Raw genomic sequence first — 20926 nt, 5'->3', positions numbered from 1 at the left:
ATTGCCAAATAGCAATATCACCCAATCACAATTAACGGCACTGCAATTCTACCGCCGTGGCCGGCACAGGTGAAGACCTGCGGAGAAGATCATGGGCATGCGCGTGCTAATCGTGGGAGGGGTGGCCGGCGGAATGAGCGCGGCCGCCCGCGCCCGGCGGTTGTCCGAGAGCGCGGAAATCATCGTGTTCGAGCGCGGACCGCACGTGTCTTACGCGAACTGTGGGTTGCCGTACTTTTTGGGCGGTGAGATCACCGACCGCAAGAAGTTGCTCGTGCAAACACCCGAGCGCCTGAGAGCCGTATTCAACGTCGACGTGCGCACGCGGTCCGAGGTCACCGCGATTCACCGCGAGCGCCGGGAAATCGAAGTGCGCGACCTCGTTTCGGGACACACAACCACGGAACGGTACGACGCCCTCATCCTGTCCACGGGAGCGGCCCCGATCGTTCCGGGCGTACCCGGGACCGAGCGCCCGGGGCAGTTCGCGCTGCGCACGCTCGAAGACATGGACCAAATCGATGCGTGGGTCCGGGACCGGGCCGCGCGAACGGCCGTGGTCGTAGGAGGCGGGTTCATCGGTTTGGAGGTCGCGGAACAGTTTCACGAGCGGGGACTCCGGGTGGCCGTGGTCGAGCGGAACCCGCAGGTTCTGAAACCGTTCGACCCGGAGATGGCCGCGCACCTGCACCTCGAACTCCGCGGGCACGGCGTCGCCCTTCACCTTAGTAACGGCCTCGCCCGCTTCGATGGGCCGGGCGCCGGAGAAACGGCCGGTGCCTCGGTCGTGGTACTCGCCGACGGTACGCGCCTCCCGGCCGACGTGATCGTGACGGGTTTAGGCGTGCGCCCGGAATCGCAACTCGCGGTCGCAGCGGGACTGGATCTCGGTCGCACCGGCGGCATCAAAGTCGACGCACACTTGCGCACCAGCGACCCGCACATTTATGCAGTCGGTGACGCGATCGAAGTGACACACGCGGTCACGGGTGCGCCCGCACTCATCCCGCTGGGCGGCCCCGCGAACCGTCAGGGGCGCACCGCGGCCGACAACATCTTCGGGATTGCGAGCGCGTATCCCGGCACGCTCGGCACCGCGATCGTGCGCGTCTTCGGACTCGCGGCCGCGGTCACCGGAGCGAACGAAGCGCAACTGAGGGCCGCCGGGATCACGTTCGAGGCGGTCCACCTCCACCCGAACTCGCACGCGGGTTACTACCCCGGCGCCAAAGCGCTCTCGCTGAAAATCCTCTTTGCGCCGGATTCGGGGAAATTACTCGGCGCACAGGCGGTCGGGGCCGACGGAGTGGACAAGCGCATTGACGTACTCGCTACCGCACTCCGCGCGGGCATGACGGTCGACGATGTGGCGGATTTGGAGCTCTGCTATGCCCCGCCGTTCGGCTCCGCCAAAGACCCGGTGAACCTGGCCGGAATGGTCGCGCAGAACGTCCGCGCCGGGCGCGTGCGAACAATTCAATGGGACGCGGTCGCAAGACTGGACCGTTCGCGCGCACTCGTTCTCGACGTGCGCGATGCCCAGGAGCGCGCCGGCGGAGCGATCCCCGGTTCCGTTCACATCCCACTCGGGGAACTCCGCACCCGGCTCGACGAACTCCCGCGCGATCGGGAAATCGTCGCGCACTGCGCGAGCGGTCAGCGCTCGTACACGGCCTGTCGCGTACTGATGCAGCACGGGTTCCAATGCCGGAACCTCGTCGGCTCGTTCAAGACATGGAAGGCCGCACAAGACGGCCTTCTGCCCCGATAAACGCTTCTCCGCCAAATACAGGAGGTTCGCAATGTCCGTCCCCACCATCGCCCCGGCGCGACTCGCGGAATTGGCGAAAGCCGGCCCAGTCGCACTGATCGACGTGCGCACGCCGGCAGAGTTCGAGGACGTTCACGTTGCGTTCGCGCGCAACGTGCCGCTCAACCGGCTCGACCCGAGCACGGTGGGCGCGGCTCCCTCCGCACCGCTGTTCGTGGTGTGCCAGCGCGGGAGCCGCGGCGAGAAAGCGTGCGCGCAATTACTCGCGGCCGGGTTCACGAACGTGACGAACGTGACCGGCGGTACGCTCGCGTGTGTCGAGGCGGGTGTGCCCGTGGTTCGCGGGCAAAAAACAATCTCGCTAGAGCGCCAGGTGCGCATCGCGGCCGGGGCGCTGGTGCTGTTCGGCGTCGGCCTCGGGTTCGTTCACCCCGGGTTCTTCGGCCTCTCGGCGTTCGTCGGTGCGGGGTTGGTGTTCGCGGGCGTGACCGATACCTGCGGAATGGGATTGCTACTGGCGCGGATGCCGTGGAACCGGCGGCGCGTGAAACCCGCCGGCCCAACCTGCGCTCCGTGACGTTAACGCGGGCGCAGCGCTCGCGTGTGGCAGCGCCATGCCGAACCGCGGTCATTTCTTCTTGGGGAACTGCCAGTTCTCATCGAACAGCCCGGCGGCGACGACCTCATACGCGGCAGGATCTTTCTCGGTCGGCGCCGGCTTGATTACGGCCCAGTCGCCGAGCCGGGGGTACAAGAGCGCGTTGGTGCCCTTCAAGTCGGCCTCTTTGAACGTGTGTCCGCTGTTGATGACGACGTACCGCGTCGGTTTCAGTGGATTCGGGTAGATCAGCACAGGAACGTGTGTTTTCGGATCGTACTCCACGCCGTTCACAACAAGCTTCTCTTTCGTCCACGTGACCGGCAACTTCGGCAGCACCTTCGCAATAAGCGGATTGCTCTGCGGGTCGCCGAATAGCACGAGGTTTTCGGGCGCCCGACCTCCGACAACCTCCGCATCACAAACTGGTAACGCACCGCGGAAATATCGGTCCCACATTGACGCGAACTGATTCACGGACGCGGTCGCGTGCTTGTCCGTGCCCGGAGCGAACCCCGTCGTCCCGGGTTTCACGACAACGAACCGCGATAGAAAAGCGTCGTCGATCGGCCCTTGCAGTTCTTTGCGCTTACGCAAGTCCCCTTGCCACTTGTCGAGATCCGCAATCGACCATTGGCCACCTGCTTTAGTCAGAAAGAGTGCGACCGCGGTCGGTTGCGTCCCTTTTGTGGGCACCTTCTGCCCATCGATCACGATTTCCGCCGGAAACGTGTGCTCGGCGCGTAGCAAGCGGATCGCGGCCACGTTCTTCGTTTCGATCTGCAAACCGTCTTTCGTCCAGCGCGAGTCGACCACGGCCCTCTCGTAATGCCGGTCGAGGGCTTCAATGTCCCCGTGGCCGAAATCGTAGTACCGCGTGGTGTACGTCACGAACCGGACACGTTCGGGAGATTTGCGGTCGGTCGCGAGGTGCTTCTTGAACTCGGCCTCGGCCTTGTCTTGCCACTCCTTCGGCATCTGGTGTTCCAACCCCGGCGCGACGAGATGCGTGAACTTCAGTGGCTCCTTGAACGCTTTGAGTGCGTTTTCGATGTTGTCGGCAGCCTTCTTCTGCGGATCTTTCTCGCCACTGTAGGCAACAACCGGGACGTTGAATGCGTTCTCCGCGTAATCGACCGCGTCGTAGATGTGGAGGCACTTCTCCTGATAGTCCGGTAGTTGCTTCGGCAGACTCGCAACGTAGCCGCGGGTCGTCGTGAATCCCGCTCCGGGACCGATAGCAGCGAACATGAATGGATGGTGAAGCCCAATGTGCCAGGTACCGGCCCCGCCCATTGAAAAACCGCGAAGAATAACACGAGACGGATCGAGGGGAGAACTCCCCAGCTTTTCCTCGAATCTGAAGAACGCGCGGACCACGTCCATTACATCGGATTCCCCGGCCCACCGATAAGCGTTGTTACCTCGGCCGTACACCTCAACGACTACGCGATCCAAATCTTTTGGTGCGGCCCCGCCGTGGGTGGCGATGAACTTTGCTTCGGTCAGCGATGCGTCGCGCCCGTGCAACACGATGTCGACGCGCCATTTCTTTTGAGGATCTTTGCCGTAGTCGTGCGGCAGCAGAACGGTGTAGGGTTGAATGGACTCGTCAACGTTCTCCGCGAGGTACGCGCGCAGAACCCACTTCCCCGGTGCGTCGCGCCAGACGGCCTTACCATCTTCGGCCTGTTTCGCGCGAGCAAGTCCCTGATCGAGTGTGGTGAGCGCCCACTTCCCGCTGTTCGTGTGGTACCACTCCTCGAACCGGACGATGTTCTCCGCGGCCTTCAGGTAGATTTCGACTTCGATCAGCACATCCCCGGGAATCTCCTTCTCTTTCAGCGCCGCAATTGCCTTGCGGAGTTGCTCCGTTTTCTCCGTGATTTGCTTGAGTGTGGCCTCGTCGGGCTTGGTCGCCTTCGGCGGGTCAAAGTTCGGCTGCACCGCCTTCTTGTCACCTTTTTTCTCTTGAGCCGCGACCGTGTCGGGTTGCGAAAACCCGATCGTAGCCGCAATACCGGCGCACAAACCGACGGCGAGAACCAGGCGCATGGGACGAGTCTCCGAGCGGGGACCAGCACACTACCAGTTCCCGGGCACGAGTTCCAGCACTCCGGGCGAGAAGAACCCGCCCGGTGCGTCATCGTTCCGGCGTCGGTTTTCCGTTTGGAACTTGGATCTCCGCAACCTGAAACTTGCTAGAATCGAAATGCGAGACGGTCCGGTTCGGGGCACGCGGCAGGGGCCGCGACGGGAACCCGACGGACGCGCGCGGAGGTCAACCATGATTTCGGTCAAAGTGGTAGTGTTGTGCTTCGTGGTTCTTGGCGTGGTGGCCGGTTCCGCGCGGGCGGCCAACCCGGTCGTCGTCGTCGAAACGAGCGCGGGGAGCTTCAAGATCGAGCTGTTCGAGGACAAGGCCCCGGTCACGGTGAAGAACTTCCTCCAGTACGTCGAAGACAAGCACTACGACGGTACCATCTTCCACCGGGTCATCAACGACTTCATGATCCAGGGCGGCGGGTTCGAGGCGGGGATGAAGGAGAAGAAGACCCGCGACCCGATCAAGAACGAGTCGAACAACGGGCTGTCGAACCTCAAGGGCACGATCGCGATGGCCCGCACCCGTGAACCGAACAGCGCCAGCGCCCAGTGGTACATCAACGTCAAGGATAACACGTTCCTCGACAAGGCCAAGGCCCAGGACGGCGTCGGGTACTGCGTGTTCGGCCGCGTGATCGAGGGCCAGGACGTGATCGACAAGATCAAGACCGTGGAGACCGACACCGTAAAGGGCCACGAGAACGTGCCCTCCAAGGACATTGTCATCAAGTCCGCGAAGGTCGTGAAAGAAGAAAAGAAATAAGCTTGAAAAGGCAGACGAGAGAAGGCAAGAGTAAAAAGAGAAAAGGCAAAAACGGAGCCAAGTGTTTGCTTCGTTTTTGCCTTTTCTCTTTTTACTCTTGCCTTCTGCCTTACTCGGCCGCTTCTAGCTCCGCGGTCATCGAGCCCTTGCAGCGCGGGATACGCGGATCGATACCGTAAGCGTGGATCTGGTCGCGTTTCAGTTCGGCGCGCTCCAGGCTGGTGGTGCAGACGATCGCGCGCCCCTTTGTGTCTACGATCTTTGCGAGCTGGTACCCCTTCTCGATCGGGTGGCCGAACAGGGCCTTCAGCATCTCGATCACGTACTCGTAGCTGTGGTCGTCATCGTTGAGTAACACGACGTGGTACGGAGGTTGTCGCTTCGTGCGCTGATCGGTTTCGACTTCAGTGTCGGGGAGAGTAGCCGGTCCGGGCATATCTCGGTCTCCGGAGCCTGTGGAGTCTGCTCCTTATTGTGACCGATCCCGGCGCGGGGTCAACCCGTTACGAGTTCTAAAGGGTCCGAGTTCGAGGGCACCAGCCCCTTTTCAGAGAGTTATACCCGCACCTTCTGAATCCCGGCGGCGGCGATGCGACTCGTGTTGGTGCTCGGGCCAGTGTTCGGTTCGAGGCGCCCGAACGTGACCACGGCGATGTCGTCGTTTTGGGCGCGACCGTTGGCGTGCTTGCGCACCGCGTTGACGAGGCGCTCACCCAGATACTTGGGGCGCTGCGCGGCGGCACTGAGGGCCGAGTCGTCGGGAACGAGGCACCGGTCCACGGCCTCGGGGCCGAACATCGCTCCGGCCGGATTCATGGCGTCGGTCACACCGTCGGTGTACACGGCCAGTGAATCCCCCACGTCCAACTGGACCGTAACTTGCCCGAACGGGTACCCGGGCTGCGCGCCGATGGGTGTGCCGGTGTCGTCAAGGGAGATCGCGTCGATCAGTTGGTCGGTGGCCGCGCGGTACAGCTTGGGGCTCATGTGCCCGGCGTTCACGATCGTGAGCGTGTGTTCGGTCGGGTCGAGTACGAGGACCGCGAGCGTCACGAACCGGTCGCCCATCGAGTTACTCATCTGGTCGTTGAGCAACCCGACGGCCTGTGCCAGATCGGGAACCGTGAGCAGGCAGAATCGCACTTCGGAACTGAGTTTGGCCACGAGCAGCGCCGCCGAAACACCCTTCCCGGCCACGTCGCCGAGCACGATGGCGATGCGCCCGTCGCGGAGCGGCACAAAATCGTAGTAGTCACCGCCGACCGTCTGAGCCGGCGAGTAGTGCGAGTAGAACTCGTAGCCCGCCACGTCGGGCAGCGTTTGGGGCAGGAACCCGAGCTGCACCTTGCGGGCGAGTTCGATCTCCTTCGCTTCCTTCTCGCGCTCGAGCATCTGGGCGAGCATCCGGGCCTTCTCGATCGAGATGCTCGCGAGGTTGGCGACGATGGTGAGCAGGTTCAGGTCATCGAGACTGAACTTCTTGGTGCGGTCCTGAGTGTCCAGTTGAAGCGCCCCGATGGGGCGCCCGTCGGCGGTAGCCAACGGCACGCACATCACCGAGCGGATCTTAAATTCAGCGATGCTCGCGGCCGGCCCGAGAGCAGCGTCGCTGCCCGCGTCCTCACTCAAATACGACTGCATCGAGTCGAGCGTCTTCTTCACGATCGTTTTGCTGAACCGCGTGTCTTCCATCCCGGCCCGGCGACTCTTGACCGCTTTGGGCAGTGCCCGGCCGTTCTCTTCGAGCATCAGAACGAAGCACCGGTCGGCCTGCTTGAAGACGCCGAACAGCGTGTCCGCGATCTGCGACAACAGGGCATCGAGTTCGTGCGTGCGGGACAGGTTCGTGCTGATTTCCAGGAGCGCCCGCAACCGCTCCGACGGGGCCACTTCCAGGAAGCTCTGGGCCGCCCCCTTCGTGGCCGAACCCTCGATCGTGGTCTGTCCGGTTTCCTCATCTTCGTCAGCGGCCCGGCCCTTGGACAACCAGTCCGGGAGCGGTTGCGGACGAACCGCGCGTTCGTCGTGGAACCGGAACAGGAAGTCACAAATCTTGATCCGGTCGTCCGGCTTGAGCGCCTGTCGCGTTGTGACCTCTTTGCTGTTCACGAACGTGCGATTGCGGCTCTTGAGATCCTCGATGTAGAACTGGCCGTTGACCCGCAGAACCTGGGCATGTTTGCGGCTCACTGCGTGGTGCGGGATAACGATCTGACACTCTTTCTCGTCCCGCCCGATTACGAGCGCGTCCCCGCTCAAAGGGATGTTCTTGTTCGGCGCGGCCCCTTCGGGTGACTTCAACAAGATGAGTGACGGCATGGACGGCGCCCGCAATTTAGAAGAACGGCACGACGGTCTGAACGACGCAGGCAAATCACCCCGAATGGTACCGCTCCGGCCCAATTTCCGCAAGCAACCAAACCAAGCGTTCGCGCGCAGTTTCAGTTCAAGATAGAATACGCTTAACGGGTCCGGCGTCGGACAGGAAACGTGTATTTTGCGGGGGAAATGTCATGGCCGGGAAGAAACCTCAGCGGCGGAAGAAATCCGCTCCCAAAGTCGCCGGGGTGGTCGGCGTCGGCTTGGACGGTGAAGACGGGCACACGCGGGTCACTCGCACCGAGGAAATGGTCGTGGTCGGCGGCTCCGCGGAAACGCACGAACGGATGCAAGAAACCGCGATCCGGTTCGGTGAGAACCTAGAAAAGTGTGGCAAAACGATCCACGAAGCGTCCGTTCGCGAGGTCGTCGACCTGCTCCGTGCTGCAATCGAAAAAACAGGTTGATGCCAAGCAAAGTCGCCACGGATGAACACAGATAACACGGATTAAACCAGAACCAGAAAAACGTTAACGGAAGTCAGAATCAGCCTTGGTCCAGCTGCGAATCTGGCTGACTATTCTTGTTTGATCCGTGTTATCTGTGTTCATCCGTGGCGACTTTGCCTGGCCGTTTGCCTTCGACCACAAATGTCGCTGCGTGAGCCGCGAACACCATTTCTGAAACCCCTTATTGCGTTCGCGGGTACATCAGAGTTAGAGGGCAGGTCGTGTCCGCCGACGCCGCGCTCGTGAAACGGTGCCTGACCGGTTGCCCGGCGTCCGCGCGCGAACTGGTCGAGCGGTTTCAGTCCGACGTTCTCGCCGTGTGTCGGCGCCTGCTCACGAGCGAGCACGACGCCGAAGACGTTGCACAGGAAGTGTTTATCCGCGTGTTCCGGAGCATGAACCGGTGGGACGGTGAGCGCCCACTGCGCCCGTGGATTTTGGGTATCGCGGTGAACCGGTGCCGAACCTGGATCGGTAAACGCGCCCGCACCCCGAGCCTCGCGGACTACCTCGACGACGCACCCGACCGCAAACCCACAGACGATTCCGCGGAACTGGCCGGTGAACTTCGCACCGCAGTGGACGGGTTGCGGCACGAGTACCGTGAGGTGTTTGTGCTGTTCCACGAACACGGTCAACCGTATGAGGAGATCGCGGAAGCGGTGGGGCGCCCGGTTGGAACGGTGAAGACGTGGTTGCACCGGGCGCGCCTCGAAATCCTGGATCACCTGCGGAGCCGCGGACTCGTACCCGAAGAAGAAGTACCCAAAACACCCTGAAGCCCGGGGTGAACGAACAATGCGAAAGCCCGACGATTTCATTGACGCCGAACCTAACGCGCTTGAATGCCGCGCTGCGGTTAACAGCATCCAGCGCGCACTCGACGGCGATGTTTCGCCCGACGCGCTCGATACGGACCCGCACTTCAGCGTGTGCGCTACGTGCCGCGAGCGCCTTCGTGCGGCTCGGGTCGTGCTCGCGGTTCTCGCCGCGCCGAGTGAACCGGTGACAGAGTCCGTGGGATTCACGGATCGCGTACTCCACGCGGTACACGAAGACCGGCACACACAGACGCGCCAACGGATTTACAAGGTGGCCGCGTGCGCCGCACTTGCCGCGGCAGTTCTCCTGGCGGTATTCGCCCTCACGAACCCGGCTCAAAAGTCCGAACACCCGCCGGGTATGTGGCTGCCGGACGAAACGGCCAAGCGACCGGAACTCGCTCCGGAACCACGAGCGAAGGTGTCCGTCCCGAGCCAGCCCCCGGTCCACATCGGAACCGAAGTTGCGAAGGCTGGTCAGGTGCTGCGCGACGCCCCGAAGCCGATTACCGAATCCGTCGCGATCGCGCCGAAGTTGATCGACGTGTTGGCGACTCCGTTCACGAAGCCAACACCGGCGGCACCAATGGGTATGGAAGAAGTACTGGAACCGGCACGCAGGTCGATTTCGGAATTGCCCGAGGCCGCCCGTTTGAGTCTCGAACCGGTAACTGAGACCGCACAAAAAGCGTTCAGTCGCCTATTGCGTGACGTGGCCGCTGTGAATCCCAAACCAAACTCCTGAGTTGTCGCTGAGACAGGCACACGACGTGTGCCTTCTATCCACTCAACCGAGCGCCTTCCTATGCTCGTTCGCTCCGTACTCGTTCTCGCGGCCCTTCTCGGTTTCATCAACTCGCTGGCTCTTGCTGCACCCGTACCGCCCGCACGCGACGAGGCTATACGGCTCGCTCCTCCCGATGCCGCGATCGTATTCGTTGTGCAGAACCTCCGCGACCACATGAAGGCACTTAGTGAGTCGCCGTTCGCCGCGTGGTTTCCAACGTCCGCACACGGGAAGCACGTTCTGAACTCGGACGATTTCAAGAAATTCACCGACGGCGCGGCGCCCGTTCTCGGCGCGCTGGGGATCACCCCCACGGAGGTGCTCCACGACATCATCGGCGACGTGGTCGTGTTCGCGTATGTTCCCGCACCAGCCGGTAATCCGAAGGACGAGCGGTCGGTGATTCTCATTCGCCCGCGGCGCCCCGATGCGCTCGCGAAGGTGCTCGATGCGCTCAACGACATTCAAATGAAGTCGAAGGAACTGAAATCGCTAATCGAGCGCAAATACTCGGGAGAAGTGTACTTCGAGCGACAGAAACCCAACGGCCCATCCGACTTCTATTGCTTCCGAGATGGTGTGTTCGCGTTCTCGCAATCCGAGGCCGACATCAAGGCAATCATTGAGCGCGATAAGAGCCCAAAGGATAAGCCACCCGTTCTCGTGGAACGCCTAACGAAACTCGGCGTGGCGGATGCCGCAGTCGTGTTACTCGTGAATCCACGAGCGTTCGACTCGGAACTCGCAGAGAAAGCCAAGAACGCCAATCCCGACGAGAAAGGGTTTCTCACAAAGTTCGCGGAAGTGTGGAGCGCGACCGACGCTGCGGCGCTGTACCTGTCCGTCGAGAAAGACGTCGAACTCGGCGTGTCGTTACACTATTCGCCCGAGAAACTCCCCGCCGCGTTGAAACCGTGGATCGTGGGTGAACGCACGCAGTCCGCGTTGTGGAGCAGTGTTCCCGACAACGCGATTCTCGCGCTCGCGGGACGCGCCAAGGCAAACGACATCATTGATGTGCTAGCGATGCTCGCACCCACGAACGGTAAGCCCGGTGTGCGCGAAACGCTGGAACAAACGCTCGGCCCCGTCGTCGGGAAAGACAAACTTCCTCTCGTTCTCGACGCACTTGGACCGGATGCCGTGATATGGGCCGCGCCGCCCGCGAAGGGCACTGCGGTCCCGGTAGTTCTCGCGGCTGTAAAAGTGCAAGCGGACAGCCTCAAAGGAGCGGAGGCATCAAAGGCACTGGTGCAAGCTCTGGAGTACGGCTTCCAAGTGGGCCGCATCGCGTACAACGCGAGTCACAAGGACCAAATCGAACTGAAAGAAGAAAAAGACGGCGACGCGGTCATCAAGTTGCTCGCCAGTGACGGGTTCCCGATGGGCGTTCGTCCGTGTTTCGCGCTGAAAGCCGGCTACTTACTGGTCTCATCGTCACCGGACGCCATCAAGTCGTTCCAATCACCCCCGGGCGCCGCCAAAACCGGCGGTGATGTCACCCTCGCGCGATTCAACGCGATCTCCGCACGCGACTACCTGACCGCGCACACACCGCAACTCGCGAAACTCCTGGCCGAAGCCGGCGCTGGTGAAGAGAAGGCGCTGACGGCGCAACTCGGGATGCTGGCTTCAGTGTTGGAGCCTCTCGACAAAGTAGAGTTGCTCACTCGCGGCAACGCGACCGGAATGAAGGTGATGCTCCGGGTGAAAACTGTGAAACCGCTTAAGAAGTGAAACGCGGCCATTGCCGAGGTGCGTGTTTCGTCCCGGCAACGGCCTTCGACGGCATCGAACTCAGTACCGCGTTTCCAACCCAATAATCAGACCCTGGGTCCAGAAATCCGAGCGGTTCACGATCCGCGCCGGGCGGTCAGACACGACCGCGGCGCCGATACCGTTCACAATCGGGATCTGCGACGGATTGAGGGTGCGGTCGATCTGGTCACCGGGCCGGACCGCGTCGCTCAGGTAGATGAACGTGTAGCCGAAATACACGCGACCCGAGTCGCCGAGGCGGAAGCCGAATTTGATCGTCCCTTCGGGCACTACAGCAAATACACCGTTGGCAGTGCGCCCCGCGTTCGATGGCTGCACGTAAATGCCGCTCCCGCCGATCCCCTGTGTCGCCAGCCCACCGAGCACCGGCGTCTGAAACACCGTCATACCCTCGTTCTTCACCACCTCGTAGTTCTGACCGAACGCGACCTTCGCCGTCATCTCGCAAAACACGTTCCCGCGGCGCGCGTCTGCGTGCAGTCCGAGTTGCCCACCGTGGAACCGATTGTGGGCGTCGAACTGGTCCGCAGTTCGGGCGATCCCGGGCATGTCCGCGAACCGGAGTTGCGTTTGCTCCAGCCGCAATCCTTCGTGAACCTGGAAGTACCGCCAACCTGCCAGCGCGTTGATTTTCAGAGACTTGTCGTCAACTAAGTTCGCAACGGTGTTCACTTCCCACCCCTGCACCCGGGTCGAAGCAGACACAGTGAACAGCGAGCTGTTTATCCCCGGTTGCGCGAGTGTCAGATACTCGTTCGCGCCGGTGGTGGCGTTCGTGTACGGTAGCCCGAAACTGCGTACAGGACCGTTCAGGTCCGTCACGCGCTCGCGGAACGTGCGCGTACCGAGGAACATGTACGTGATCTCGTAACCGAGCGTCTCGGACGAATTGAGCGATGACCCGATCGTGAAGCGCCCGCCGGCGCTCGGGTCCGAACCGATTGCGCGTTCCCCAACCAACTGCGCGGTGCCCGGGTCGCCGAATACGGGAGGCAAACCGGTTCGGGTTCCGGATACGAGCGGCGGCACCGGTTGGCGCGTCGGCCACCAGTACAGCAACTCGTAACTGCTCCAGTTCGGCCCGAGTGGACCGTGAGGGCGATCCGGCGAACCGAGCTTCACTTCGACAGCGGGCTTCGGTTCCGGCACCGGTTTGACGTCCGGAGGTGGCGGCGGTTCCAGTTTGGGTTCGGGTTTGGCCGCGGGCGGCGCTCGATCACCGGGCATGGGACCAACCGGCGTGAGCGGCTGCGACACTTCCTTACCGGGCTGCAGAAACGGTGGTTCGGCCCCGACCGGTACCACCTGACCCGGGGGAAGTGGAGCGGGCGCGGGCGGAGAGGCCGGCACCGGTTGCGCAACTGCCGCGACCGATGGAAATGCGAAGGCGATCACGGCAAGAACCGTGCGCATGCGCGAACTCCCTGCAAGGAATCTCGTCTCCACGGGGTATGCCGAAGTGCGAAGGACGTGTCCAGACGAACCCACCGAGCGGTAAGATGGGCCAAACGCGCCCGCTTCCCTCCACGCTCACGGCACCGATGAACCACCCAATTTGCGGCAACACATCTCCGGCCCCAACTTTCCCCGTCTCGCGCCCGCGCCGGTTGCGCTATAACCCGCTCGTGCGGGAACTCGTGCGCGAAACCGAGCTCTCCCCACGCGACCTGATCCTGCCACTGTTCGTGCGCCCTGGCAAAGGTGTGCGTCAAGAAATCAGCTCGATGCCGGGCAACTTCCAACTGAGCACCGATACGCTCGTGGATGAAGTCGGCGCCGCACGCGATGTGGGCATCAAATCGTTCATCCTGTTCGGCATCCCCGAATACAAGGACGCGACCGGGTCCAGTGCCCTCAAAGACGAAGGCATCGTGCAACAGGCTCTACGTGCGCTTCGCAAAGCCTACGGCACCGACGTGCTCCTCATGACGGACGAGTGTTTCTGCGAATACACCGACCACGGGCACTGCGGCATTCTGTGCGACCGCGGCGGCATCCTCGACGTGGACAACGACGCGACACTCCCCATTCTGGCGGAACAGTGCGTGAGTCACGCGAAGGCCGGCGCGGACGTAATCGCCCCCAGCGGCATGATGGACGGCATGGTGCGCGCGATCCGCACGGGGTTGGACAATGCCGGGTTCACGGACGTCCCGATCCTGAGCTACGCGGCAAAATACGCGAGCGGGTTCTACGGCCCGTTCCGTGAAGCGGCCGAAAGCCCGCCATCGTTCGGCGACCGCAACACGTACCAGATGGACCCGGGCAACACGGACGAGGCGATGAAGGAGGTCGCCATCGACCTGGCCGAAGGCGCTGACATGATTATGGTGAAGCCCGCGCTGTCGTACCTGGACATCATCCGGCGCGTGAAGGAGCAGTTCCGCGTGCCGGTGGCGGCGTACAACGTGAGCGGCGAGTTCGCGATGGTGAAAGCGGCCGCGGCAAAGGGCTGGATCGACGAGCGCCGGGTCACATTAGAGATCCTCACGAGCATCCGCAGAGCTGGGTCCGACTTGATCCTCACCTACCACGCACGCGACGTTGCGAAATGGCTGAAGTAGGAGGAATCATGCCAGGATGCGTTCTCCGTGTTGATGGAGCCGAGTTCGACCCCGATGCGTTCCTCAGTGCATCGGGGTTAGTCACGGACACGATCTACCACCGCGGGGACCGACGATCGGCCCGGGCCATTCATACCACAAGCGGCTTTACGGCGCTGGTGTGCGACGAAGACGAAAACGGGTTCGCGGGGCAAGTCCGCTCTGCGATCCAATACCTGCACGCGAACAGCGCAGCACTCTCGCACTTACGGAGTTGTCCCGGCATAGCAGCGGTATTGGATTTTGGTTGCGATTTCCCCGTCCAAGAGGTCGCGGGGCGATTCTACCAATTACCCCTTGCCCTACTCACCGAATGCACGGCCCTCGGAATCGAGATTGAACTATCGGTTTACGCGACGCAGTGACGGATCAACTCTTCGTGTTCGACAGAGCCGCATACTTTTGCGACCTCTCCGTCGCATGACCTTCACAATTCTCTCTGCTGCACGGTCCTAATGGTACAATTCGCTCGAAGTTCGCTCTGAACCGCTCCCGCCCTCTTGGTGTCCGTGTTGCCATGAGCGATGGCATGATTGAAATTGACGGTTCGGAAGGCGAAGGCGGCGGGCAGATCCTGCGGTCGGCGCTCGCGCTTTCGATCCTCACCGGGCGGCCGTTCAAACTGGTGAACATTCGGGCGAACCGCTCGAAGCCGGGGTTGCAGCCGCAACACCTGATGTGCGTGCGCGCGGCCGGCACGATCAGCGGTGCGGTGTACAAGGGCGCCTCGAACGGGTCGTCCGTGCTGTACTTCGAGCCGGGGCCGGTCAAAAGCGGCGACTACACGTTCTCGATCGGCACCGCGGGCGCAACCGCGCTCGTGCTCCACACGGTGTACCTCCCGCTCGCGCTGCGCGGCGACAAGCCGAGCACCGTGACCGTCACCGGCGGCACGCACAATCAGCACGCCCCGTGCTACCACTTCCTTGAGACGACATGGGCCGCGTACCTCGCGCGGATGGGCATTCAGGTCGAAGTGGAGATGATCCGCCCCGGCTTCTATCCGCGCGGGGGCGGCGAGATTCGCGCGGTCATCCATCCGTGTTCCCGTGTGAAGGGCCTGTCACTCCTGACCTGCCCCGAACTGACCACCGCGGGTGGATTCAGTGCGTTCGCAGGGTTACCGGAATCGGTGGGCAAGCGCCAGGCGCGTCGGTTGATCGCGCAATTGAAAGCGGAAGGGGTCGAGTCGCACATTCCGGTCGAAGAATGGGAGGCCGCGAACCCGGGGAGTGTTGCCGCAGTGATCTTCCGACAGGCACCCGTGCCGGCTCTGTTCTTCGGACTCGGCGAACGCGGTAAGCCGTCCGAAAGCGTCGCCGATGATGCGATGCACGAAGCGGTCCCGTTCCGCGACGCGAAGTGCCCCGTTGATCCGCACTCCGCCGACCAGATCCTGCTACCGCTCGCATTCAGTGACGACGCCAGTGAGTATCGCACCTCGGAAATCACGCGGCACCTGACAACCAACGTGGAAACCGTGCGGAAGTTCGTGGATCGTACCATTCAGATTGAGGATGGAGATGGCAAGGCAGGAGGGGGTTTGGGGGAACCCGTGGGGGGCTACCCCAACAAATCAGGGGTTGTGCGCATTGCGCAGCGGGTATAATGCCGCAACCCTTTTGGAGCAACTAACACACGATGACCGGCGCCGCGGAAGAACTGACGATGCAGATCGCCCAAGTGGTGCCCTGCACCGAAGCCGAAGGGCCGGGCAAACGGTTCGCGCTGTGGTTCCAGGGGTGCCCGCTGCGGTGCCCTGGGTGCTGTAACCCGGAGTTCCTGTCGTTCAAAGGCGGCTCAACGAAAACGCTCCGTGAAATGTCGGAGGGGATTCAACAGGCGCGGGATGAGAGCGGTATCGAGGGGATCACTCTACTCGGCGGCGAACCCACCGCACACGCACCTGCAGCTCTTGCACTCGCGCGAGCGGCCCGCGACCTCGGTTTGTCCGTCATGGTCTTCAGTGGATTCACGGTCGAAGAATTGCGAGAAAAGGCCGATCCGGACGTAATGGAATTGATCGAGCTAACAGACATTCTGGTGGACGGGCCGTACATCCGCGAGCAGCCCGATACCGAGCGCCGCTGGATCGGGTCGCGGAACCAGCGCATCCACTTCCTGACGCCGCGCTACTCCTACGACGAGCAGTGGCGGACGAAGAACACGCTGGAGATCCGGGTCGTCGGGCGCGAGATCACCGTGAATGGCTTTCCGGCCGCGAATGCTGTAGGCTTGTGGAAGGGTTGGAGGCGTAAAAAACCAATTCCGCTCCCGGTCGCCCCCGAGACGAAACGTTCACCAGAAGAGACCGACGCCAAATGACGCGCACCGCGCCCCCACCGTCTCGACCGCCGGAACCGGACGGACCGCGGCAGGTGTCGAAGTTCGAGTTCAACTTGCTCCGCATCCTGCGGTTCCTCGTCGGGCACTTCCCGGCCGATCAGGGATTGCAACTTGTCCGCACCGCAACATCCAAACCGGACTGCATCAGTAGCGGTGCGGTGGATCTGGTGAAGGACACGCTGGGCAAGGCGCTGGTACTGTTCCTGACTCGCGCTGGCGGCTGGCGAAACGACAAGTATTTGCGGAACAACGCCCCCACCGCGGGCCGCGTGTGGGACCGTATCCCACTCGACGAGCGGACGCTCGAGTTCTCGCGCCCGGTGCTCGACTTCCTATTCTGGTTGACGGCCGAAAAGGTTCACGAGACGAAATTGGCGTGGGACGCGGTACCGAAAGCGCTCACACCAACCGATGAGTTGTTCTTCGCTTTGGCGTTCGATGCGATGCGCTCGGACCCGGATGTGCTCACGGTTCTGCGGCGCAAAGACACGTTCGCGCGGAACCCGTTCTGCTGGCTGCTGATGCCACAAGACGCGGCCGACCCTGACGCCACCAAACCGCAACCACCCGAGTTCGCCCCGATGTTCGCGGGGCTGCGTGCGGTCCTTCTGGAGTGCATGCAGACGTACCTTACCCACCGATGGGTAAAATCAGAACGGGACAAGGGGCAGATCGGCGACTGGAAGAAGATGCGGCACCAGGGGCAGACCGAGTTTGCCGCCCTCCGCAACTTCCTTCAAGCGGCAGAAGCGGCCCGGCGCACGGACCTCGCGCGATTCGTCCTGCGAACCAACGCGGCCGTTCTTCAGTCTGATCTGACGCCGGTGTTCTGGACGGGCGGGTTGCAGGGGAGCGGACCGCAGCGTCTCGCGGACCGTTTGGAGACACAGCGTGCGGCCCTCGCACTGCCCCGGCAGATGGAGATCCTCGAAACCTGGCAAGAGCGCGCCCGGTTCGTCGGGTACTTCGACGAAGACTACCAGGCCAGTCAGATGTGGAAAGCGGACTGGGAAGCGGCCAACGGTGACCGCGTTGCGGCCCGCGCCCGCGCCGCAGTGGAGATGCTCGAACCGCTCCGCGGCCCCGTGGCCGGACAACCCGGTACCCCCGGACCCGCGCAGGGCGACGAAAATCCAGAAGGCAGTCCCGGTTAAGCGAGAATCGTTGACGCCCTGAATCGAGCTTTCGTAGTGCCGGGCGCTGCCTGCACTACTCCCATCCGAATAACGGGTTTACCCACAGGAGTAACGATGAGCCGCGCGTACCGCATTACCGTTAAAGAATCCGAAACCCGTAACCTCAAGGCCGGGGACGAGATCTGCACTGACCTCGAAATTCTCGAAATCCTGCCGCCCGAAGACATGGCCACGCTTCTCAAAGAGGAACTCAAGAAGCGCGGGTTCGCGGAACAGGAAGACGGCACGATGGTCCGCAAGGACGGCGACCTCACGGTAAAGGTCGACCCCTGCACCGGCGAAGTTTCGGTCAAGGCCGAGACCGAAGAAACGATCAACCAGGAAGTAAAGCGCGAGGCCACCGGCTTTAACGACGTCGGGCCGAACGAAAAGAACCTCCGCGAGAAGGTCAAGGATCAACTCAAGCAAGACCTCGACAAGAAGTTCGATCAAGAACAGTCGCGGCTCCAGGGCAAGGCGACCGAGGCGCTGGAAAAGCACCTCCAGGAACTCCAGCCCGAAATCTCCGAAGTGGTCAACCAGGTGACCCGCGACGCGCTCAAGCAGAAGGCCCAGCAGATGGGCACTGTGAAGGAAATCAGCGAGGACGCCGAGAGTGGCTCGCTCACGATCAAGGTGGAAGTGTAAGACCGCCAATCACATGGCAGGCGAGTGGTGCCTGCCACGATCACCGGCCGCGAAACGAAGACTCCGACCCCCGCGACACATGAGCATCACGATCACGGAAAAAGACCTCGCCGCCGACCTCACCCCGCCGCAAGCGGTGGAGGCGGCGTACAGTCAGGAACTCGCGGAAGTCGCCAGCAAGCTCATCCGCGGGTTGCCCACGCTCATCGAGTGCGACAAGGAACTCGCGCCGTACCTGTTCATGAACGTGCGCGACCGCTTGCGTCAGGCCAAGCTCCAGTGCATCTACCTCGACGGCCGGCAACGCGACCCGCAACAGGGTGCGATGCCGATGGGCCTCATCGGGACAATGATCGCACAGCTCCGCGACGCGGTTCGCGGAGCCACCGAGCGCCGCGTCGTTGTGCTCCCGCACCTGGACCTGTTGACGACCAGTCAGGGCGGGCTTACAGGCGAAGCGCGCGAAGTCATCCCGCTCCTGTACGAGAACCCCGAACTCGTGTGGCTCGGGTTCAAAGACCCGTCGTTTCCGCTCCCGAAGGTGATCGAGAACCTGTTCCCGCACTGGCTGAGCATCCTCGGCATCTCGCGGAACCGGTTGCGCCACCTCATCACGCAGAAAGAAAGCCGCAAGTTCGGCAAGGACTTCTCGCCGTGGCAGCTCTACAAGTACGTCTCCGGTGTGAACGCGGTGCGCCTGCGCCGGCTGCTGTCCACGCTCGAAGGTGAGGACTACCCCGCCGACCCGAAGCGTGCCTACGCCCAAGTGCGGCAATCCACGCTCAGCGGGAACATGGAGATCCCGTCCGTCGATCTGGAAAAGGACATCGGCGGTTATGCAAAGGTAAAAGCGAAGCTCAAGAGCGAGATCCTCGACACACTCTCGAAGCGCGACCGCGCCACGGACCCCGAAGAGGTTTCGCGTCTCGAAGAACTCATCCCCCGCGGCATGATTTTCTGGGGACCGCCGGGTACGGGTAAGACGTACTTCGCGAAGGCCATCGCCGCCAGCATCGGCGCCGCGATCACCATCGTGTCCGGCCCGGAACTGAAGTCGAAGTGGGTCGGCGAGTCGGAAGAGAACCTGCGCCAGATCTTCCATAAGGCTCGTCAGTCCGCGCCGTCGATCATCGTGTTCGACGAAATCGACTCGTTCGCCACCGCCCGCGGGACGTACACCGGCAGCGGCGTCGAGCACTCGATGGTAAACCAACTACTCACCGAAATGGACGGGTTCCACAAGGACGAACTCGTGTTCGTCGTGGGCACGACCAACTTCGTGGAATCGCTCGACCCCGCCCTGCTCCGCCCCGGCCGGTTCGAGTTCCACATCCACATTCCGTACCCGGACGACGACGACCGCCGCGCCATCTTCGAGATCTACAACAAGAAGATGAAACTCCAGTTCACCGAAGAGGCGATGGAGTACGCGATCAATCGCACCGGCATCCGGTACATGACGCCGACCGGCACCGCGTTCAGCGGTGACCACCTGAACGCACTATGTCGCTCAGTGGCGCGCCTCCGGATGCGCGAGAACATTACCGGTGAAACGACTCCCAAACTGATCGAGAAGGCGATCACCGAGTTCGACGAGAAGGTGGAGGTCCACGAAAAGGATCTGCCCGTCGTGGCGACCCACGAGGCCGGGCACTTCCTCGTATCCATCTTCTGCGAGCACCACCAACAGCCCGAAAAGGTGACGATCCAGAGCGACATGCCCTGGGCGCCGTTCTTCACGCAGTTCAAACACGAGAAGAACCGGATCGGCATGAGCCGCAACGAGATGCTCGACCAGATCACGGTGCTGTACGGCGGGATCGAGGCCGAGCGACTGCTCGTCGGCGACGTGTCCACCGGCGCCAGCGGAATGGGTTCCGCGAACTCAGACCTGTCGCGTGCGTCGCTGTTCGCAGAGTACATGGTCGAGGTGTGCGGGATGTCGAACCTTGCTGCCCCACTGCGTTCGTTCCGCGACCACAAAGGCGACCGGCAGGTGCTCTCCGGTTCGATGGCCGAAGCGATCGATCGACAGGTGAACACGCTCATCGTCGAAGCGCAAGCCCGCGCTGCGGCGATCCTCGCCAAGCACAAAGCAGACCTCCTGAAGATCCGCGACGAACTGACGGAGAAGAAGACGATCGAGGGCGAACGAACCAAAGAGATCATTGAGGATCTGCGGGCGCGGTTCCCGAAGGATGTGGGCGCGCCCGGTCCAGAGGTGAAACTCGGTACCGGAGCCGGCACCACAACCGAAGCGGGTGCTGAGAAGAAAACCCCGAAGAAGAAAGATTCGGAGTAGTTCCAAGTTCCAGGTTTCAAGTTCCAAGTTGGCGGAACCTGGCGCGGCGTCTTCAACTTGGAACCTGGAACTTGGAACTCGGAGAAAACATGGCCGAAATGATTATCATGCTCCGCCGCGATCCGAACACCGGCAAGCAGAACATCATCATCAAACTCGATTCCGACCCGGACGCGCTGCCGATCGAGCACGAGCAGATGCACCGCGCGCTCATCGAGAAGTTGATCGGTAAGGGCATGAAGCCCGAGGACATGGGCGAACTCATCATCGAGCGAGAGAGCGAGGCGCAACCGTCCGGCCCGGTGAGTCAGCCCAATGAGCCGGAAAAACAAAAGGCCAGCAATAAGGGATCGTAACGAGTAGCGCACAGGTGTTCCGCTCTGTGCGTCCCTTTAGGCA

Annotated in this window: 19 protein-coding genes; 15 read left to right on the top strand and 4 right to left on the bottom strand. The window is 62.2% G+C overall.

Translation table 11 applies throughout. The features are described 5' to 3' along the window. Nucleotides 1-91: 91 nt before the first annotated feature. Together VT84_RS10515 and VT84_RS10510 are read left to right on the top strand one after the other, a co-directional pair. Nucleotides 92-1771 carry an FAD-dependent oxidoreductase gene (locus VT84_RS10515; RefSeq protein WP_082839492.1) on the top strand — a complete coding sequence of 560 codons (1680 nt, stop codon included), beginning with the start codon at nucleotides 92-94 and terminating at the stop codon, nucleotides 1769-1771. Nucleotides 1772-1802: 31 nt separating this feature from the next. Beyond that, nucleotides 1803-2348, top strand: coding sequence for a rhodanese-like domain-containing protein (locus VT84_RS10510; protein WP_052559827.1), 546 nt, complete (start codon nucleotides 1803-1805; stop codon nucleotides 2346-2348). A gap of 51 nt (nucleotides 2349-2399) precedes the next feature. Here VT84_RS10510 and VT84_RS10505 read toward each other — a convergent pair whose 3' ends face one another. Then, complete coding sequence (locus VT84_RS10505; RefSeq protein WP_052559828.1) at nucleotides 2400-4424, bottom strand: hypothetical protein; 2025 nt, start codon at nucleotides 4422-4424, stop codon at nucleotides 2400-2402. Between the two features lie 232 nt (nucleotides 4425-4656). Here VT84_RS10505 and VT84_RS10500 point away from each other — a divergent pair, with 232 nt between their 5' ends. Next, the gene (locus VT84_RS10500; RefSeq protein WP_082839491.1) at nucleotides 4657-5238 is read left to right on the top strand and encodes a peptidylprolyl isomerase; all 582 of its coding nucleotides are present in this window, start codon (nucleotides 4657-4659) and stop codon (nucleotides 5236-5238) included. 109 nt (nucleotides 5239-5347) lie between these two features. Here the strand turns inward: VT84_RS10500 and VT84_RS10495 are convergent, their stop codons facing one another. Together VT84_RS10495 and VT84_RS10490 are read right to left on the bottom strand one after the other, a co-directional pair. Beyond that, nucleotides 5348-5674, bottom strand: coding sequence for an ATP-dependent Clp protease adaptor ClpS (locus VT84_RS10495; RefSeq protein ID WP_052559829.1), 327 nt, complete (start codon nucleotides 5672-5674; stop codon nucleotides 5348-5350). Nucleotides 5675-5793: 119 nt separating this feature from the next. Then, the gene (locus VT84_RS10490) at nucleotides 5794-7557 is read right to left on the bottom strand and encodes a SpoIIE family protein phosphatase (RefSeq protein ID WP_052559830.1); all 1764 of its coding nucleotides are present in this window, start codon (nucleotides 7555-7557) and stop codon (nucleotides 5794-5796) included. Nucleotides 7558-7751: 194 nt separating this feature from the next. Between VT84_RS10490 and VT84_RS10485 the strand changes: the two genes are divergently transcribed. The 4 genes from VT84_RS10485 (at nucleotide 7752) to VT84_RS10470 (ending at nucleotide 11411) form a co-directional block, all read left to right on the top strand. Further along, entirely contained in the window at nucleotides 7752-8024 is a 273-nt protein-coding gene (locus VT84_RS10485; protein ID WP_052559831.1) for a hypothetical protein, read from the top strand. 263 nt (nucleotides 8025-8287) lie between these two features. Next, a complete protein-coding gene (locus VT84_RS10480) occupies nucleotides 8288-8845 on the top strand; it encodes an RNA polymerase sigma factor (protein ID WP_082839490.1) in 558 nt (185 codons plus the stop codon). A gap of 19 nt (nucleotides 8846-8864) precedes the next feature. After that, complete coding sequence (locus tag VT84_RS10475) at nucleotides 8865-9632, top strand: hypothetical protein (RefSeq protein ID WP_052559832.1); 768 nt, start codon at nucleotides 8865-8867, stop codon at nucleotides 9630-9632. A 60-nt stretch (nucleotides 9633-9692) separates the two neighbouring features. Next, complete coding sequence (locus VT84_RS10470; protein ID WP_082839489.1) at nucleotides 9693-11411, top strand: hypothetical protein; 1719 nt, start codon at nucleotides 9693-9695, stop codon at nucleotides 11409-11411. Between the two features lie 60 nt (nucleotides 11412-11471). Here VT84_RS10470 and VT84_RS10465 read toward each other — a convergent pair whose 3' ends face one another. After that, nucleotides 11472-12866, bottom strand: a complete 1395-nt coding sequence (locus tag VT84_RS10465; RefSeq protein ID WP_082839488.1) for a BBP7 family outer membrane beta-barrel protein — start codon at nucleotides 12864-12866, stop codon at nucleotides 11472-11474. A gap of 128 nt (nucleotides 12867-12994) precedes the next feature. Here VT84_RS10465 and hemB point away from each other — a divergent pair, with 128 nt between their 5' ends. The 8 genes from hemB to VT84_RS10425 all read left to right on the top strand — a co-directional run bounded on the left by hemB (nucleotide 12995) and on the right by VT84_RS10425 (nucleotide 20883). After that, nucleotides 12995-14017 (top strand): porphobilinogen synthase, encoded by a 1023-nt coding sequence (hemB, locus tag VT84_RS10460; RefSeq protein ID WP_082843260.1) that lies wholly within the window; start codon nucleotides 12995-12997, stop codon nucleotides 14015-14017. 8 nt (nucleotides 14018-14025) lie between these two features. After that, nucleotides 14026-14421 carry a hypothetical protein gene (locus tag VT84_RS10455; RefSeq protein ID WP_082839487.1) on the top strand — a complete coding sequence of 132 codons (396 nt, stop codon included), beginning with the start codon at nucleotides 14026-14028 and terminating at the stop codon, nucleotides 14419-14421. Between the two features lie 164 nt (nucleotides 14422-14585). Further along, the gene (gene rtcA, locus VT84_RS10450; protein WP_162271661.1) at nucleotides 14586-15665 is read left to right on the top strand and encodes an RNA 3'-terminal phosphate cyclase; all 1080 of its coding nucleotides are present in this window, start codon (nucleotides 14586-14588) and stop codon (nucleotides 15663-15665) included. A gap of 32 nt (nucleotides 15666-15697) precedes the next feature. Beyond that, nucleotides 15698-16381, top strand: coding sequence for a 4Fe-4S single cluster domain-containing protein (locus VT84_RS10445; protein WP_082839485.1), 684 nt, complete (start codon nucleotides 15698-15700; stop codon nucleotides 16379-16381). Beyond that, nucleotides 16378-17556, top strand: a complete 1179-nt coding sequence (locus VT84_RS10440) for a hypothetical protein (RefSeq protein ID WP_082839484.1) — start codon at nucleotides 16378-16380, stop codon at nucleotides 17554-17556. The genes VT84_RS10445 and VT84_RS10440 overlap by 4 nt, the downstream gene beginning before the upstream one ends. A gap of 96 nt (nucleotides 17557-17652) precedes the next feature. Further along, entirely contained in the window at nucleotides 17653-18225 is a 573-nt protein-coding gene (locus tag VT84_RS10435; protein WP_052559840.1) for a hypothetical protein, read from the top strand. 79 nt (nucleotides 18226-18304) lie between these two features. Further along, entirely contained in the window at nucleotides 18305-20527 is a 2223-nt protein-coding gene (locus VT84_RS10430) for an AAA family ATPase (RefSeq protein ID WP_082839483.1), read from the top strand. An 89-nt stretch (nucleotides 20528-20616) separates the two neighbouring features. Continuing rightward, entirely contained in the window at nucleotides 20617-20883 is a 267-nt protein-coding gene (locus VT84_RS10425; RefSeq protein WP_082839482.1) for a hypothetical protein, read from the top strand. The last annotated feature ends 43 nt before the right edge of the window (nucleotides 20884-20926 follow it).

Origin of the sequence: Gemmata sp. SH-PL17 (assembly GCF_001610855.1) — a bacterium.
GTDB lineage: Bacteria > Planctomycetota > Planctomycetia > Gemmatales > Gemmataceae > Gemmata > Gemmata massiliana.
This window is presented reverse-complemented; position numbering and strand designations above follow the sequence as displayed.